The 16,107-nt window shown below is 69.5% G+C and carries 17 protein-coding genes; 5 read left to right on the forward strand and 12 right to left on the reverse strand.

Annotated elements, in window-relative coordinates; genetic code table 11:
* Positions 1–16: 16 nt before the first annotated feature.
* On the reverse strand, positions 17–577 hold the full coding sequence (locus ACFY3V_RS21820; RefSeq protein ID WP_362897348.1) for a helix-turn-helix domain-containing protein: 561 nt from the start codon (positions 575–577) through the stop codon (positions 17–19).
* A gap of 89 nt (positions 578–666) precedes the next feature.
* On the opposite strand from ACFY3V_RS21820, the gene ACFY3V_RS21825 reads away from it, so the two are divergent.
* A complete protein-coding gene (locus ACFY3V_RS21825) occupies positions 667–1,509 on the forward strand; it encodes an oxidoreductase (protein WP_362897349.1) in 843 nt (280 codons plus the stop codon).
* 98 nt (positions 1,510–1,607) lie between these two features.
* Here ACFY3V_RS21825 and ACFY3V_RS21830 read toward each other — a convergent pair whose 3' ends face one another.
* The gene (locus ACFY3V_RS21830; protein ID WP_362897350.1) at positions 1,608–2,348 is read right to left on the reverse strand and encodes an SDR family oxidoreductase; all 741 of its coding nucleotides are present in this window, start codon (positions 2,346–2,348) and stop codon (positions 1,608–1,610) included.
* Between the two features lie 83 nt (positions 2,349–2,431).
* Between ACFY3V_RS21830 and ACFY3V_RS21835 the strand changes: the two genes are divergently transcribed.
* The 3 genes from ACFY3V_RS21835 (at position 2,432) to ACFY3V_RS21845 (ending at position 5,552) form a co-directional block, all read left to right on the forward strand.
* Positions 2,432–3,043 carry a TetR/AcrR family transcriptional regulator gene (locus tag ACFY3V_RS21835; RefSeq protein WP_389775690.1) on the forward strand — a complete coding sequence of 204 codons (612 nt, stop codon included), beginning with the start codon at positions 2,432–2,434 and terminating at the stop codon, positions 3,041–3,043.
* Positions 3,044–3,212: 169 nt separating this feature from the next.
* Positions 3,213–4,310: a DUF5685 family protein gene (locus ACFY3V_RS21840; protein ID WP_389775693.1), complete on the forward strand. Its 1,098-nt coding sequence runs from the start codon at positions 3,213–3,215 to the stop codon at positions 4,308–4,310.
* Positions 4,311–5,009: 699 nt separating this feature from the next.
* Positions 5,010–5,552, forward strand: a complete 543-nt coding sequence (locus ACFY3V_RS21845; protein WP_350947780.1) for an SPW repeat protein — start codon at positions 5,010–5,012, stop codon at positions 5,550–5,552.
* Positions 5,553–5,729: 177 nt separating this feature from the next.
* Here ACFY3V_RS21845 and ACFY3V_RS21850 read toward each other — a convergent pair whose 3' ends face one another.
* The 6 genes from ACFY3V_RS21850 to gap form a co-directional block, all read right to left on the reverse strand.
* Positions 5,730–5,972: a DUF6343 family protein gene (locus tag ACFY3V_RS21850; protein WP_389775696.1), complete on the reverse strand. Its 243-nt coding sequence runs from the start codon at positions 5,970–5,972 to the stop codon at positions 5,730–5,732.
* 264 nt (positions 5,973–6,236) lie between these two features.
* Positions 6,237–6,584, reverse strand: a complete 348-nt coding sequence (locus tag ACFY3V_RS21855) for an RNA polymerase-binding protein RbpA (RefSeq protein WP_012892502.1) — start codon at positions 6,582–6,584, stop codon at positions 6,237–6,239.
* A 79-nt stretch (positions 6,585–6,663) separates the two neighbouring features.
* Positions 6,664–6,894, reverse strand: coding sequence for a preprotein translocase subunit SecG (secG, locus tag ACFY3V_RS21860; protein ID WP_030905020.1), 231 nt, complete (start codon positions 6,892–6,894; stop codon positions 6,664–6,666).
* Between the two features lie 132 nt (positions 6,895–7,026).
* Positions 7,027–7,812 (reverse strand): triose-phosphate isomerase, encoded by a 786-nt coding sequence (tpiA, locus tag ACFY3V_RS21865; RefSeq protein WP_362897373.1) that lies wholly within the window; start codon positions 7,810–7,812, stop codon positions 7,027–7,029.
* Positions 7,813–7,894: 82 nt separating this feature from the next.
* Positions 7,895–9,082, reverse strand: coding sequence for a phosphoglycerate kinase (locus ACFY3V_RS21870; RefSeq protein WP_362897374.1), 1,188 nt, complete (start codon positions 9,080–9,082; stop codon positions 7,895–7,897).
* A complete protein-coding gene (gap, locus tag ACFY3V_RS21875) occupies positions 9,082–10,086 on the reverse strand; it encodes a type I glyceraldehyde-3-phosphate dehydrogenase (RefSeq protein WP_350947784.1) in 1,005 nt (334 codons plus the stop codon). Before gap ends, ACFY3V_RS21870 begins: the two co-directional genes overlap by 1 nt.
* A 216-nt stretch (positions 10,087–10,302) precedes the next feature.
* On the opposite strand from gap, the gene ACFY3V_RS21880 reads away from it, so the two are divergent.
* Complete coding sequence (locus ACFY3V_RS21880) at positions 10,303–10,821, forward strand: hypothetical protein (protein ID WP_362897375.1); 519 nt, start codon at positions 10,303–10,305, stop codon at positions 10,819–10,821.
* Positions 10,822–10,876: 55 nt separating this feature from the next.
* Here ACFY3V_RS21880 and whiA read toward each other — a convergent pair whose 3' ends face one another.
* The 4 genes from whiA to uvrC all read right to left on the reverse strand — a co-directional run bounded on the left by whiA (position 10,877) and on the right by uvrC (position 15,746).
* Positions 10,877–11,857 (reverse strand): DNA-binding protein WhiA, encoded by a 981-nt coding sequence (gene whiA / locus ACFY3V_RS21885; protein WP_350947786.1) that lies wholly within the window; start codon positions 11,855–11,857, stop codon positions 10,877–10,879.
* Positions 11,858–11,950: 93 nt separating this feature from the next.
* Positions 11,951–12,886: a uridine diphosphate-N-acetylglucosamine-binding protein YvcK gene (gene yvcK / locus ACFY3V_RS21890; protein ID WP_362897376.1), complete on the reverse strand. Its 936-nt coding sequence runs from the start codon at positions 12,884–12,886 to the stop codon at positions 11,951–11,953.
* Positions 12,883–13,755: an RNase adapter RapZ gene (rapZ, locus tag ACFY3V_RS21895; protein WP_350947788.1), complete on the reverse strand. Its 873-nt coding sequence runs from the start codon at positions 13,753–13,755 to the stop codon at positions 12,883–12,885. The genes yvcK and rapZ overlap by 4 nt, the downstream gene beginning before the upstream one ends.
* Complete coding sequence (gene uvrC / locus ACFY3V_RS21900) at positions 13,752–15,746, reverse strand: excinuclease ABC subunit UvrC (protein ID WP_389775751.1); 1,995 nt, start codon at positions 15,744–15,746, stop codon at positions 13,752–13,754. Before uvrC ends, rapZ begins: the two co-directional genes overlap by 4 nt.
* Between the last annotated feature and the right edge of the window lie 361 nt (positions 15,747–16,107).

The following is a 16,107-nucleotide window of genomic DNA, read 5'->3' on the forward strand; positions in this document are numbered from 1 at the left end:
TCTCGACGCCTCCCGGTCAGCGGGAGGCCAGGCCGGTGAGCAGGAGGGCGAGCCAGCGGGCGCGGACGGGCTCGGGCTGGTCGGTGGGAGCGGTGGAGAACAGCAGGTAAAGATCGTCCACGGTGAAGTCGCCACGCAGATCCCCCTTCGCCCGCGCGGCGTGGATGAGCTCACCCAGGGCACGGGTGGCGCGGACCTCGTCTTGCCGCGCGGCAGGATCGGTGGCGCCCAGGGTGCGGGCGGCGGCTTTGACGGCGTGGTCGTGGGCGGCGGCGTCGACCAGGCGGGTCAGGAAGCCGGTGATCTCCTCCAGGGCCGGTGAGCCGTCGTCGGCACGGCGCAGGGCGGCTTCGGCGTCGTCGGCGACCGCGCTGATCGAGGCGGCGACCACGGCGGCGACCAGGTCGGTCTTGGTCGGGAAGTGCTTGTACAGGGTGCCGACCGCGAACCCGGCGGCCGAGGCGATCTGTTCCATCGACACCTCTGGCCCGTGCGCGGTGATCTGCTCGTGCGCGGCCGCCATGATCTTGGCGCGGTTACGGACGGCGTCGGCGCGCTGCGGCCGTGACGAGGTCATGTGCTGCTCCCGGGAACGATTTGGCACAAAGTGAATTGTGCTTCACTATAGAAGGTGAAGCACAATTCACCTTACGGGAGGATCCTGTCATGACGAGCACGAAGAACAAGACGGCACTGGTGACCGGGGCGTCCTCGGGGATCGGCGAGGCCACCGCACTGAAACTGCTCCAGCTCGGCTACGACGTCTACGGCGCCGCGCGCCGCGTCGACCGGCTCAAGACACTCGCCGACCGCGGCGTCCGCCCCCTCGCCATGGACGTCACCGACACCGGCTCCATGACCTCCGGGATGGAGGAGATCATCGCAGCGACGGGCCGGATCGACGTGCTGGTCAACAACGCCGGCTACGGCTCCTACGGGGCGGTCGAGGACGTGCCCATGAAGGAGGCGCGCACCCAGTTCGACGTCAACGTGTTCGGCGCCATCGAACTCACCCGCCTGGTCCTGCCGCACATGCGCGCCCAACACTCGGGGACGATCGTGAACGTCACCTCCATGGGCGGCAAGATCCACACCCCGCTCGGCGGCTGGTACCACGGCACCAAGTTCGCCCTGGAGGCTCTCAGTGACTGCCTGCGCCTGGAGGTCAAGCCGTTCGGCATCGATGTGGTGGTCATCGAGCCCGGAGGCATCGCCACCGAATGGGGCGGCATCGCCGCCGAGAAGCTCAAAGAAGCCTCCGGGACGGGCCCGTACGGCGCGCAGGCCGCCGCCGTCTCGAAGTCACTCTCCTCCCCCGCCAACGCCCGCCGCAACTCCCCACCCACTGTGATCGCCGACACCGTCGCCAAGGCCGTCACCGCCCGCCGCCCCAAGACCCGCTACACCGCCGGATTCGGCGCCAAGCCCCTCATCCTCACCCGCCGGCTCCTGCCCGACCGCGCCTTCGACGCCCTCATCTCACGAGCCACCGGCCTGCCCCGCACCTGACCACCCATCCCCGGCGCACCGGAACGCGACAAGCGGCAAGTCCGCCGGCAGGCCCCGTCCCGGTCTCCCCTCTCAGCCTTTCCGGATCCGGTCGCGGCTCAGACGAGTCCGCCGTTGACCCGTAGCACCTGGCCGTTGACCCAGCGGGCGGGGCCGGCGAGGAAGGCCACCGCCTCGGCGATGTCCGCGGGCCGGCCCAGCCGTTCCAGCGGCGGCTGGGCGGCCAGCCTGGCGACGGTCTCCTCGTCCTTGCCCTCCAGAAAGAGATCGGTGGCGGTGGGCCCGGGGGCGACCGTGTTGACCGTGACGTCCCTGCCGCGCAGCTCGCGGGCGAGGATGAGGGTCAGTCCTTCGACGGCGCCCTTGGATGCGGCGTAGGCGCCGTAACCGGGAGAGGCCAGTCCGATCACCGAGGTGGAGAAGGTGATCAGCGCGCCGCCCTCGCGCAGCCTCCTGGCGGCCTGCTGGGCCACGGCGAAGGTGCCGCGTACGTTGACGCGGAGCACGCGGTCCAGCACGTCCAGGTCGAGTTCGGCGACCGGGGTGGGCGGATTCATGATCCCGGCGGCGTGCACGACGACGTCGACGCCGCCGAAGGTCCGCTCGGCCGTGTCGAAGAGCTCCGCGACCGCCCGCTCGTCACCGACGTCGGCTCGGACCGCGATCGCCCGGCCGCCCTCGTCGGCGACCTCCGCGACGACGGCCTTGCCCTCGGTGTCGTTGCTCGCGTAGTTGACCACGACCGCGTAGCCGTCGGCGGCGAGCCTGCCCACGACCTGGCGCCCGATGCCGCGTGAGCCTCCGGTGACGACGGCGACGCGGGCTGCTGTGCTGCTCATGATCGGTCACTCCTCCAAGAACTTATGTACACTATGTATATATATGAATGTAAACACAATGTCCATATATTCCATGGAGGTGGATGGTGACGCAGCAATCCCCCGCACCCGCGCGTCGCGGACGCGGACGCCGCCCGGCCGCCGAGGTGCGCCGCGAGATCCTGCGGGCGGCCGGCGAACTCCTGCTCACCGAAGGGATGGCCGCCTTCACCATCGAACGGGTCGCGGCACTGGCGGGCGCGAGCAGGGTGACGCTCTACAAGTGGTGGCCGTCCAAGGGGGCACTCGCACTGGACGGCTACTTCGACGCCGTCGGCCCCACCCTGGCCTTCCCCGACACCGGCGACATCGCCGCCGACCTCACCGCGCAACTGCGAGCCTTCGTCCACCTGATGCGCGACACCCAGGCCGGGCGCGTGATGCCCGAGCTCGTCGGCCACGCCCAGACCGACCCCGAGCTGTCGGCGCTGCTCCGCGAACGCTACTCGGCACCGCGCAGAGCACTCGCCGTCGAAGCGCTGGAGCGCGCCAAGCGGCGCGGGCAGCTACGCGAGGACGTCGCCCCCGAGGTGGTCGTCGACCAGCTCTGGGGCGCCTGCTACCACCGTCTTCTCATCCCCGACCAACCTCTCACCGACGAGTTCGCCGAGGCCCTCGTCCGGAACCTGCTGACCGGGATCGGCGATGCCCGATAAAACGGCTTACGGGAAACATCAACCCGATAATGTACGTTTCGCGGCCCCGACAATGAGTCCAAGATCCCGGAGCGGCATGGGCGCTCTGACAGGCTGACCCGCCATCCGCAAGTGTGCGACAAGTGGGGGCCGTCAGGCTGGGCACCGGTCGCAGGCGGAAGAGGGGCATATGTTTGGGATCGTTCGCCCATGCAGGCACGGGATGTGCGGCGGGCTGTTCAAGGAGTGGATGGCGCACCTGTGCGGGCTCTGCCTGGCCCTGCGGGATGAGCACGGGCACGCCTCCCGGCTGGTGACCAACTACGACGGCCTGCTGGTGTCCGTGCTCACCGAGGCACAGGCCGCGGCCCCCTCCCCGTACCGGCGTGCGGCCGCCTGCGCGCTGCGCGGGTTCAAGGGCGCGGACGTCGCCCAGGCCGAGGGGGTACGGCTGGCCGCCGCGGTCTCGCTGATCCTGGCCGCGGGAAAGGTCAAAGACCACGTCGAGGACGGCGACGGCGTCTACGCCCGCCGGTTGGTGGCGGCCGGCGCGGGGCGGGTGGCCGCGCGCTGGTCGGCCGCCGGATCGGGTACGGCCGCCGCCCTCGGATTCGATCCCGCCCCGCTCCTGGCCGCGGTCGAGGAGCAGACCCGGCTGGAACGGCTGCCGAACCCGAGCCTGCTCCGGCTCACCGCCCCCACCGAGGCCGCGGTCGCCGCCGCCTTCGGGCACACCGCCGTACTGGCCGGCAAGCCGCACAACCGGGAGACCCTGCAGGAGGCCGGACGCTACTTCGGCCGCCTGGCACACCTGCTCGACGCCGTCGAGGACCTCGCCCGCGACCGCGACCACGGGGCCTACAACCCGCTGACGGCCTCGGGCACCGACCTGGCCGCCGCGCGGCGGCACTGCGACGACGCCGTGCACGGACTGCGCCTCGCGATGGCCGAACTGGACCTGGAACGACGTCGCCTCGTCAACGCCCTGCTGGTCGCCGAGACCGGCCGTGCCGTCGACCGGATCTTCGCCGAGGCCGAGCGGGAGAGCCCCGAGGCCCCCTCTCGTGACCCGCGGCTGAAGCCCGATCCCGGAGGGTTGCTGTCGCTGCTGTGCATGTCGGCGGCCTGCTGCACCTGCGGACTGTACCGGCCGCCGTGGGACGAGGACCGCTACCGGTCGTGCGGCGAGCGCTGCGACCCCACCGGCTGCGACGCCTGCGGACAGTGTTGCAACGGGTGCTCCGGGTGCTGCGACTGCTGCGAGTGCTGCAACTGCGACTGCGGCTGACCGCACCGGCGGGCGGCTCGGCTTCCTCGCCATGGATGAGCAGGCCCTCGGGCGGCGGGCTCGACTCGGGGGACGACTCGGGGAAGAACGCTCCCCGCTCCAGGTGGGCCGTCACGTTGGCCCGGTAGAAACCGGGCCGCAGCGCGCGGAGCCTCTCCAGCGCGGCACGAAGCGAGCGCACCGCGGTGAGCGGGTCGAGTCCGTGACGGCCGATGGGGATACGGGGGAACCTCACGGCTCTGGCGCGGAAGTTGAATCTGGTCACGTGGTGGCGCCTCGGCCGTGGACGTCGATGGGGGGCGGAAACATCCGTAGCCGCTTGTGGAGATCCCGCACCGCGACGATATCCGTGTCGCCCAACGTGTGTGTCCGCCACCCGCAGCAGGCGCCAGGCGCAGCGACTCTGAGACGACGGGCAGTCCACTGGCCGTGGTCATCACATCTTCTGGCGCAGGACCGGAGCCCGCCCGGGATGGGCCTCCAATCGCCCATGTCCCTGCTCCCCGTATCCATACACACATCGTGCTGTAAGCCCTGGACAGGGCGCCTGAGGGCTATGTCGGATCTCCGTAGCCTAAGGATTTCATTGTCTAGATTTGTAGCCCTTTGGGCTGTTTGGAGCTTATGTCGGGTATATCGGTAAGAGTTCGCTTTCACAGCGGATCGTATTTCGCGTGAAACCGGAAGGGGGCATGGGTCATGACGAGACCCGCAAGCCTGGAGCATCACCCCGATCTCATCGAGATGCGGGAAAGGTACGAACGAGCGGGCTCCAGTTCGGTGGCCCAGGCCATCGAAGGACTGGGCCTTCTGGCGGGCCTGTATCTGGCGATCTCACCCTGGGTGGTCGGCTTCAACGGCCTGTCCAGGCTCTCGGTGAGCAACCTCGTCACCGGTATCGCGGTCGCCGCGCTGGCTCTGGCCTTCGCGTCCGCCTACGGCCGGACCTACGGGGTCAGCTGGGTCGCCCCGGTGATCGGAATCTGGACCATCATCGCTCCCTGGATCACCGGCTCGGCGACGAGGGGCAGCATCTGGAACAACGTCGTCACCGGCATCGTCATCCTCCTGCTCGGTCTGGGAGCGGTGGCGATGGGCACCAAGAAGATGGCCGGAATGTCACACAAGGGAAGCATGTCCCACCGAGGAGACAGCTCCCACAGGACGGACATGCCCGGTCGAACGGACATGCCCAATCGGCCGGACTACCCCAACAGGCCCGACTATCCCAACAGGCCATAGACAGATGGATGTGAGATCAGCGCGACGGCTGCTCAACCCGGCCAGGGACCGGGTTGAGAGCGCCGTCCCCCGCTAAGCCCGGCCCCGGCCGGGCTTCCGTCGTCTTCGGGGCATCCGTCCTCTGCCACGGACCCCGCCAGGAAGACGGGAGCCCGCCGGGAAGGCCAGGGGGACGGTTCATTCGAACAGGGTGTGCCGCTCACCGCGTCGGCGCCTGCGGGCGATCCTGATCCCGACCACCACGATGTCCACCACCGCGACGGCCGCCAGGACGGCGAGGGCCACGGTGAGCAGGGTGAATCCGCCCTGAGCCGCGAACACCGCCAGAACCGTGCAGACCACCAGGCCGAAGATCGCCAGAACGAACCGCAGGTTCAGCGCGCTCTTCGGATGGTCGTGTGTACCTGGCTGCTCCTTCATGGGACCACCTCCAGGGCGATGTCGATCCCCCACCTGCTCACATCTATGCGGGGGTATCTTTCAGCCCCTACCCAGGACATCCCTCACCATCCACGACACCGGAGTTCGCCGAGAGGGCGCGGGGCCGGCCCGGTAAGCGGTTCCCGGCGATCGCGAAAACCCCCGGAACGCGGAAAGACCTCCGCGGGTGGATTCCACCCGCGGAGGTCTTTCCGCGTACTCGCCGTCGAGCCGTCCCCGAGGGTCCGGGACCCGAGGGACCGGCTAGTAGATCGGGCGTGAGGAGGAGCGCAGCCGCTCCAGGGCCTCGGCGAGGATCTGCGCGCCATCCTTGTCGCTGCGGCGTTCCTTCACGTACGCGAGGTGCGTCTTGTAAGGCTCGTTACGCGGCGGGGCGGGCGGGTTCGCCTCGTCCTGACCGGCGGGGAGACCACACCGGGGGCAGTCCCAGAACTCGGGGACGGCCGCGTCGCTGGCGAAACTGGGGCGCGTCTCGTGCATGTTCGCGCACCAGAAAGGCACCCGCACACGGGGGGCCGCCTCGCCGCGCTCCGCCTCCCCCATCGGGCCGGCACCGACACGGCTGCCACGGATCGCGTTGCCACTACCCACGGATGAACTCCTTGCTCGATGGCCCCGCCGCTTGGGGATGCGGGGACTGAACCACTGTCACGCCTGTCGCGAAGCCAGGTCAGGGCCGCAGGAGCAGGCCCAGCGCGATGATGCAGACGAACCAGACGACACCGGTGATGACGGTGAGCCTGTCGAGGTTGCGCTCCACCACCGAGGAGCCTCCGAACGACGACGAGAAACCGCCACCGAACAGATCCGAGAGGCCACCGCCCTTGCCCTTGTGGAGCAGGACGAGCAGCATCATCAGCAAGCTCGACAGGATGAGGGCGATGGAGATTCCGATTGTCACCGTTGACCTGTTCCCTATGTGCGCGTGACCCGCGTCCGGGCACGACCCTTGTGTACGCCGATGGCGTGACGATTCAAACCTGCTCTAAGAGGGTATGACGTGCTGTCAAGTCGCACCCACCGAATGGCTCAGTCAGTTCGACAATTCGCCAAAACGGCAAATCTTGACGAACTCCCCGGGATCGAGGCTCGCGCCACCGATCAGGGCACCGTCGACATCAGGCTGCGCCATGATGCCCGCGATGTTGTCAGACTTGACCGACCCACCGTAAAGGATACGGACACCGGCGGCCACTTCTGCGTCGTACAGCTCGGCGAGTCGCGCCCGGAGTGCCCCGCAGACCTCCTGCGCGTCGTCCGGGGTGGCCACCTCGCCGGTGCCGATCGCCCACACCGGCTCGTAGGCGAGCACGATGGAGGCGACCTGCTCGGCGCTCACCTTGCGGAGCGCGCCGTCGAGCTGCGCGACGCTGTGGGCCACCTGGTCGCCCGCCCTGCGCACCTCCAGGCCCTCCCCCACGCACAGGATGGGGGTGAGCGAGTGGCGGTAGGCCGCCTGCACCTTGGCGTTGACGACGTCGTCGTCCTCGCGGTGATACTGGCGGCGCTCCGAGTGACCGGCGAGCACGAAGGTGCAGCCGATCTTGGAGAGCATCGCCCCGGAGACCTCGCCGGTGTAGGCGCCGCCGTCGTGCTGTGACAGGTCCTGCGCGCCGTAGACGATCCGCAGCTTGTCGCCGTCCACCAGGGTCTGCACGCTGCGCAGGTCGGTGAACGGCGGCAGCACGGCCACCTCGACCCGGTCGAAGTCCTTGTCGTTCAGCGCGAAGGCGAGCTTCTGGGTGTGCGCGATGGCCTCAAGGTGGTTGAGGTTCATCTTCCAGTTGCCGGCCATGAGCGGCTTACGAGGTGTGCTCATCGTTCGCTCACCACTCCTTGTTCACTGGGCAGGCGGCGTCGGTCGTCGACCGGCCGCTCCGCTCGTCGCGTGCGTTCACTTTCTACCGCTCCAGCGCCACGAGTCCGGGGAGGGTCTTGCCCTCCAGGTATTCGAGGCTGGCACCGCCACCGGTGGAGATGTGGGAGAACCCGTCCTCCGCCAGGCCGAGCCTGCGCACGGCCGCGGCCGAGTCTCCACCACCGACGACGGTGAAGGCCTCAGAGGCGATCAACGCCTCGGCGACCGCGCGAGTTCCCCCGGAGAAGGCCTCGAACTCGAAGACGCCCATCGGGCCGTTCCAGAACACCGTCCTGGCGTCGGCCAGCTTGCCCGCGAACAGCTCGCGGGTGCGCGGGCCGATGTCGAGCCCCTCGCGGTCGGCCGGGATCGCGGTGGCGTCGACCACCTCGTACTCGGCGTCCTCGGCGAACTCCACGGCCGCGAGCACGTCGACCGGCAGGACGATCTCGACCTCGCGCTTGCGCGCCTCGTCGAGGAAGCCCCGCACCTTGTCGAGCTGGTCCTCCTGGAGCAGTGACCTGCCGACCTCGTAGCCCTGGGCCTTGAGGAAGGTGTAGGCCATGCCGCCGCCGATGAGGAGCCGGTCGACCTTGGTGAGCAGGTTGCCGATCACGCCGAGCTTGTCGGAGACCTTGGCGCCGCCGAGCACCACGGCGTACGGCCGTTCGGTCTCGTCGGTCAGCTTCCTGAGCACCTCGACCTCGGCCAGGACGAGCCGGCCCGCGGCGTGCGGCAGCAGACCGGGCACGTCGTAGACGCTGGCGTGCTTGCGGTGCACCGCGCCGAAGCCGTCGCCCACGTAGACGTCGGCGAAGGCGGCGAGCTTGGCGGCGAAGGCGGCCCGCTCCTCGTCGTCCTTGGACTCCTCGCCCGCCTCGAAGCGCAGATTCTCCAGCAGGGCCACCTGGCCGTCCTGGAGGGCCTCCACGACGGCCTGGGCGGACTCGCCGACCACGTCGGTCGCGAAGGCGACGTCGGCACCCAGGAGCTCACCCAGCCGCTTGGCGACCGGGGCGAGGGAGTATTCCGGGTTCGGCTTGCCCTTGGGGCGTCCCAGGTGCGCGACGACGACCACGCGGGCCCCTCGGCCCGCGAGCTCCTTGATCGTCGGCACCGAGGCGCGGATGCGGCCGTCGTCGGTGATGACGTCCCCCTCCAGGGGGACGTTGAGGTCGGCGCGCACCAGGACGCGCCGACCGTCCACGTCGAACTCGGAGATGTCCTTCATCAGAGGTCGGCGCCGACCAGCTCGATGAGGTCGGCGAGGCGGTTGGAGTAACCCCACTCGTTGTCGTACCAGCCGACGACCTTGACCTGGTTGCCGATCACCTTGGTGAGGGGCGCGTCGAAGATGCAGGACGCCGGGTCGGTCACGATGTCGGCGGAGACGATCGGGTCCTCGTTGTAGCTGAGGTAGCCCTTGAGCTCGCCCTCGGCCGCGGCCTTGATCGCGGCGTTGACCTCCTCGACGGTGGTCTCACGGCCGACCTCGACGGTGAGGTCGGTGGCCGAGCCCGTGGGGATCGGCACGCGCAGCGCGTAGCCGTCGAGCTTGCCCTTGAGGTCGGGCAGCACCAGGCCGATGGCCTTGGCGGCGCCGGTCGAGGTCGGCACGATGTTGATCGCGGCGGCGCGGGCGCGGCGCAGGTCGCTGTGCGGGGCGTCCTGCAGGTTCTGGTCCTGCGTGTAGGCGTGGATCGTGGTCATCAGACCCTTCTCGATACCGAAGGTGTCGTTGAGGACCTTGGCCATCGGCGCCAGGCAGTTGGTGGTGCAGGAGGCGTTGGAGATGACCGTGTGGTTCGCCGGGTCGTACTTGTCGTGGTTGACGCCCATCACGACGGTGACGTCCTCGTTCTTGGCCGGAGCCGAGATGATGACCTTCTTGGCGCCGTTCTCGGCGTGCACGCGGGCCTTGTTGGCGTCGGTGAAGAAGCCGGTCGACTCGACGACGACGTCCACGCCCAGGTCGCCCCAGGGCAGCTTGGCCGGGTCGCGCTCGGCGAACGCCTTGATGGTCTTGCCGTCGACGATGATCTCGTCGGCGGTGCTCTTAACCTCGTACGGCAGACGGCCGAGGATGCTGTCGTACTTCAGCAGGTGCGCGAGCGTGGCGTTGTCGGTCAGGTCGTTGACCGCCACGATCTCGATGTCCTTGCCGCTGGCAGCGACCGCGCGCCAGAAGTTGCGGCCGATGCGGCCAAATCCGTTGACGCCTACGCGGATGGTCACGGTGCCGATCTCCTCGTACGTCGATGCGCCGGTCTCTCGGATCCGGCGACTTGATGCGGGCTGAAACCTCAACCACGAACCTTATCGGACCCAAATTGGCCTAGACCACTTGAGGGGGTGCCCCGTTATTCGCTAACCCACGAACAGGTATCGCACCATTCAAGTAAAGTGCCCGACTCGTCACTACAAACACCCCAACCCCCAGGAGAATCTGCTGTGACAGATAACGACCCACACCTGGCGAACGGCCTCCTACCAGGCATTATCACCGGCCTGCTGGGCACCGCCGTCGGCGCCGGGGCCTACGGCGCGCTCATCGCCTTCAGCGGATACGAGATCGGCTTCGCCGCCATCGGCGTCGGTCTCCTCGTCGGCCTCGCCATGATCGCGGTCAAGCCGACCAGCCCGGTGCTGCCGCCGCTCGCCGCCTTCTTCTCCCTCGCCGGCGCCGCGCTCGGCCAGATCGTCGGATCCACCATCGCCTGGGCGCAGGTGTCCGGCGAGGACTACGGCCCCGCCCTCGCCCGGGTGCTCGACGCCTTCCCCGAGCTCCTGCGCCAGGACCCCATCTCGCTGCTGTTCTGGGTGGTCGCCGCCTACGCGGGCTTCAGCTTCGTGAACAGGCGCGTCAAGGCGGCCCGGGAGGCCCACGACGCCCGCGCCGCCTCGTCCGTCTCGCAGCCGGACGAGGCCGCCGACCACACGAACTACTTCGAGCCCAGGAAGCAGCCCTGAGCCACGGGCCATCCGGCCGAACGACCGCTGCCGGTGGTGCGATCCCGACGACGCCCTAAGGGGCCAGCATGTCGACGGTGAGATTGGCCTCGGTGTTGGGAACGCCGATGTCCTGGGCCCGCTTGTCGGCCATGGCCAGCAGGCGGCGGATACGACCGGCGATGGCGTCCTTGGTCAGGGGCGGGTCGGCGAGCTGACCCAGCTCCTCCAGGGACGCCTGCTTGTGCTCCACCCTCAGGCGACCGGCGATCACCAGATGCTCGGGGGCCTCCTCCCCGAGGATCTCCAGGGCACGCTGGACCCTCGCCCCCGCCGCGACCGCGGCACGGGCCGAACGGCGCAGGTTGGCGTCGTCGAAGTTGGCGAGCCGGTTCGCCGTCGCGCGGACCTCGCGGCGCATCCGCCGCTCCTCCCAGGCGAGCACGCTGTCGTGGGCGCCCAGCCTGGTCAGCAGCGCGCCGATTGCGTCGCCGTCGCGGACCACCACCCGGTCGACGCCGCGCACCTCCCTCGCCTTGGCGTGGATCTTCAACCTCCGCGCGGACCCGACCAGCGCGAGCGCCGCCTCGGGCCCCGGGCAGGTGACCTCGAGCGACATCGAACGCCCCGGCTCGGTCAGCGAGCCGTGCGCCAGGAACGCCCCCCGCCAGGCCGCCTCGGCGTCACAGGTCGCCCCCGCGACGACCTGGCGGGGCAGGCCCCTGACCGGGCGCCCGTGGTTGTCGATCAGACCGGTCTGGCGGGCGAGCGCCTCCCCGTCGCGGTAGACCCGCACGAGGTAGCGCGAGCCCTTGCGCAGCCCGGCCGGGGCCAGGACGAGCACCTCGGCCTTGTGCCCGAAGACCTCGCCGATGTCCTTGATCAGCCGCCGAGCGGTGACGTTGGTGTCAAGCTCGGCCTCGATCACGATCCGGCCGCTCACCAGGTGCAACCCGCTCGCGAACCGCAGCAGCGTCGACACCTCGGCCTTACGGCAGCAAGGCTTCAGGATCGGCAGCCTGCTCAGCTCGTCCTTGACCACACCTGTCATCGCCATGCGTGTTCGTCCTCCCCCATACAGACCCCTTGCGACCCGAGATAAATCGGGCTCACAGAAGTTTCTCGCACTCCTGAGCACCGCTGACCAGGATCAACGCTTCTCACGGAAAATCTCGTCCAGGACGGAGGCAAGACGTTGTGCATCGTGTCGCGGGGAGCCGTCCTCGTCCGCCACGGAGGCGAGGACCAGCCTCCCCCCGAGGTCGGCCGCGGCCTTGTCCAGCTCATCACGGTCGTCGATCACCCCGGTGTCGGCGACGACGACGTCGATCTCCAGGGAAGGCGCGTGCTCGCGCAGCACCTCCAGGTGCTTCTGGGGGGAGAATCCGTCGGTCTCCCCCGCCTGCGGGGCGAGGTTCAGCGCGACCAGACGACGGGCGCGGGTGGCGTGCAGCGCCTCGGCCAGCTCGGGCACCTTCAGGTGCGGCAGCACGCTGGTGAACCAGGAACCGGGGCCGAACACCACCCAGTCGGCGTCCAGGACCGCACGGACGGCCTCGGGGCACGCCGGCGGGTCCTCAGGAAGCAGCGAGATGGCCCGGACCCTGCCGGGCGTGAGCGCGCAGGCCACCTGACCTCGCACCGTGCTCACCTCGCCGTCCAGCTCGACCTCGGCGGCGATGTCGAGCGGCACCGAGGCCATCGGCAGCACCCGCCCGTGCGCGCCGAGCAGCCGCCCGAGCCAGTCGAGGCCCGACACCGTGTCGCCGAGCCGCTCCCACAGCGCCACGATCAGCAGGTTGCCGATCGCGTGGCCGTGCAGGTCGCCCTCGCTGCGGAAGCGGTGCTGGACGACCTCGCTCCAGGTGCGCCCCCACTCGTCGTCACCGCACAGGGCCGCCAGGGCCATCCTCAAATCCCCCGGGGGGAGCACACCGAGCTCACGGCGAAGACGGCCGCTGGAGCCCCCGTCGTCGGCGACGGTCACCACCGCCGTCAGCCGGGAGGTGACCCTCCGCAGCGCCGACAACGAGGCGTACAGCCCGTGTCCCCCACCCAGCGCGACGACCTTGAGACCTTCATTCACTCCCGGCCCACATCCCGATGGCTCACCTGCACCTCCATGCCACCCCTGTCGCGCAGCCGCCCGCCGATCTGCTCGGCCATGGCGACGCTGCGGTGCTTGCCGCCGGTGCAGCCAACGGCGAGCGTGGCATAGCTCTTGCCCTCGCGGGTGTAGCCGGAGGCGATGATGGTGAACACCTCCTCGTAGGCGTCGAGGAGCTCCTTCGCACCCGCTTGGTTGAGAACGTACTCCCGTACGGGAGCGTCCAGTCCGTTCATCGGGCGGAGTTCGGGGACCCAGTGGGGATTGGGCAGGAACCGGCAGTCAACGACCAGGTCGGCGTCGACGGGCAGGCCGTACTTGTAGCCGAAGGAGACGACGTTGACCCGCAGCCCTGGACGGTCCTCGCCGCCGAAGAAGGCGACGATCTTCCCGCGGAGCTCGTGGACGTTGAGGTTGGAGGTGTCGATCACCAGGTCGGCGTTCGCCCGCACCTCGCGCAGTATGCCGCGTTCGCGGGCGATCCCGTCGACCAGGCGGCCGTCCCCCTGCAGCGGGTGCGGGCGGCGGACGTTCTCGAACCTGCGGACCAGTTCCTCGTCACTCGCCTCCAGGAACACCACGCGCACGGCGACGCCGCGCCCCTCCAGCTCCTCGATCGCGCTGTTGAGGTCGCTGGTGAAGGCGAGGCTGCGCACGTCGACCACCGCGGCCACCTTGTCGGCGGCCAGCTTGACCCGCCCCGCCTCCTCGGCCATGGCGAACAGCAACCCGGGCGGCAGGTTGTCGATGACAAACCACCCCAGGTCCTCCAGGGCCTTGGCGGCGGTGCTCCGCCCCGCCCCCGACATTCCGGTGACGAGGACGAACGCGGACTCTCTTTCGCTCATGGGTTCTGCCCCTTCAAGGCCGACACGATCGTCTCGGCCGTCGAGGGGCCGATCCCGGGAACCTCGCAGATCTGTGCCGCGGTCGCCTCCCGCAGCCGCTTCACCGATCCGAAATGCTTGATCAACGCCTGCCTGCGGGCCGGGCCGAGACCGGGAACCTCGTCCAGAGCGCTTTCCTTGACACTCTTCGACCGTTTGGATCGATGGTAGGTGATGGCGAAGCGGTGGGCTTCGTCGCGTACTCGCTGGAGCAGGTAAAGGGCCTCGCTGGAGCGGGCGAGGATCACCGGCAGGTCCTCGCCGGGCAGCCAGACCTCCTCCAGCCGCTTGGCCAGCCCGCACACCGCCACGTCGTCCACGCCCAGCTCGTCGAGCGCCCTGCGGGCCGCCGCGGCCTGGGCGGGACCTCCGTCGACGACGACGAGGTTGGGCGGGTAGGCGAACTTGCGCGGTTTGCCGGTCTCCGGGTCGATGCCCGGTGACGTGCGGGCCGACGGCCCATCGCCCGTGCCCGGCCCTCCGCTTACGCCCTCGGCCGCTTCCTCGGCGGGGCCTGCGGGATCGGCCCCGGTGCCCGCGTCGAGCTCCCCGGTGGCCGAGCGCTCCTCCAGGTAGCGCTTGAACCGGCGGGAGATCACCTCGTGGATGGAGGCGACATCGCCCTCGGTGGAGCGTACGGAGAACCTGCGGTATTCGCTCTTGCGTGCCAGGCCGTCCTCGAAGACCACCATGGAGGCCACCACGTCGGTGCCCTGAATGTGGGAGACGTCGTAGCACTCGATGCGGAGCGGCACCTGGTCCAGGTCGAGGGCGTCGGCGACCTCCTGCAGCGCCCTGCTGCGCGCGGTCAGATCGCTGGCCCGCCTCAGCTTGTGCTGCTTCAGGGACTCGACGGCGTTGCGCTCGACGGTCTCCATCAGCGATCTCTTGTCGCCGCGCTGGGGGACCCTGATCTCCACCCGCGCCCCGCGGTGCTCGCCGAGCAGCTCGGTGACCGCTGCGGCGTCGGGGGGCAGGACCGGGACCAGCACCTCCCTGGGCAACGCCTCGGCGGCCGCCTCGCCGTACATCTGCAGCAGGAACTGCTCGACCAGCTCGCCCGGCGCGGCCTCCTCGACCTTGTCGACCACCCAGCCGCGCTGCCCCCTGATCCGCCCGCCGCGGACGTAGAACACCTGGACGGCGGCCTCCAGCGGATCCTCCGCGAGGGCGACCACGTCGCAGTCGGTGTTGTCTCCGAGGACCACGGCCTGCTTCTCCATCGCCTGCCGCAGCGCCTGGATGTCGTCGCGCAGCCTGGCGGCCCGCTCGTACTCCTGCTCGACGGCGGCCTCGCGCATCTCGCGCTCCAGCCGCTTGACGAACCGGCCGGTGTTGCCCGCCATGAACTCGCAGAAGTCGTCGGCCAGCGCCCGGTGCTCCTCGGCCGTGACCCGGCTCACGCAGGGGGCCGAGCACTTGTCGATGTATCCGAGCAGGCAGGGGCGGCCGATCTGCGCCGCCCGTTTGAAGACCCCGCCCGAGCAGCTCCTGATCGGGAAGACCCGCAGCAGCAGGTCGACGGTCTCCCTGATCGCCCAGGCGTGGGAGTAGGGGCCGAAGTAGCGGGTGCCCTTGCGCTTGGCACCGCGCAGCACCTGGACCCGGGGGAACTCCTCCCCCATGGTGACCGCGAGGTAGGGGTAGGACTTGTCGTCGCGGTATTTGACGTTGAACCGCGGGTCGTACTCCTTGATCCAGGAGTATTCGAGCTGGAGCGCCTCGACCTCGGTGCCGACGACCGTCCAGTCGACGTCCACGGCGGTGGTGAGCATGGTCTGGGTGCGCGGATGCAGGCCCGCGAAGTCGGCGAAGTAGGAGTTGAGCCGCTGGCGCAGGCTTTTGGCCTTGCCGACATAGATGACCCGGCCTTCCGCGTCCTTGAACCGGTAGACGCCGGGGGACTCGGGGATGGACCCCGGCTTCGGCCGGAAACTCACCTGACCACCCACAGATCTCGCCACACGGAAAGCCTATCGGCCCGGACCGACAGGTTTCCTTAGAGCTTTCCGCGCGACCCCGCTGCCCGAATTCCCTCGCCCCTCCGCCGAACCTCCCGCACAGTCCCTGCCCGGACCTCCTCTCGACCGGCGCCGAGCCTTCCGCCCGCGGCCGGTTCACCGCCCGCGTCGCCGCCTCGGGGTCGACCGCCTCGCAGCCTCCCACCGAGCGGATCGACGGAACGGGCCGTGGCCCGGTCCCCGCCCGGGACCGGGCCACGGCCTCATGCGACGCCCGTCGCCTCCTGCAGGTGCTTCTGGCCGTACGAGAACCGCCGTGTGAGACGCCCGCCACCGCCGGGACGTTCCCCGG

The sequence above is a fragment of the Streptosporangium sp. NPDC000095 genome, assembly GCF_042899335.1.
Classification (GTDB): Bacteria; Actinomycetota; Actinomycetes; order Streptosporangiales; family Streptosporangiaceae; genus Streptosporangium.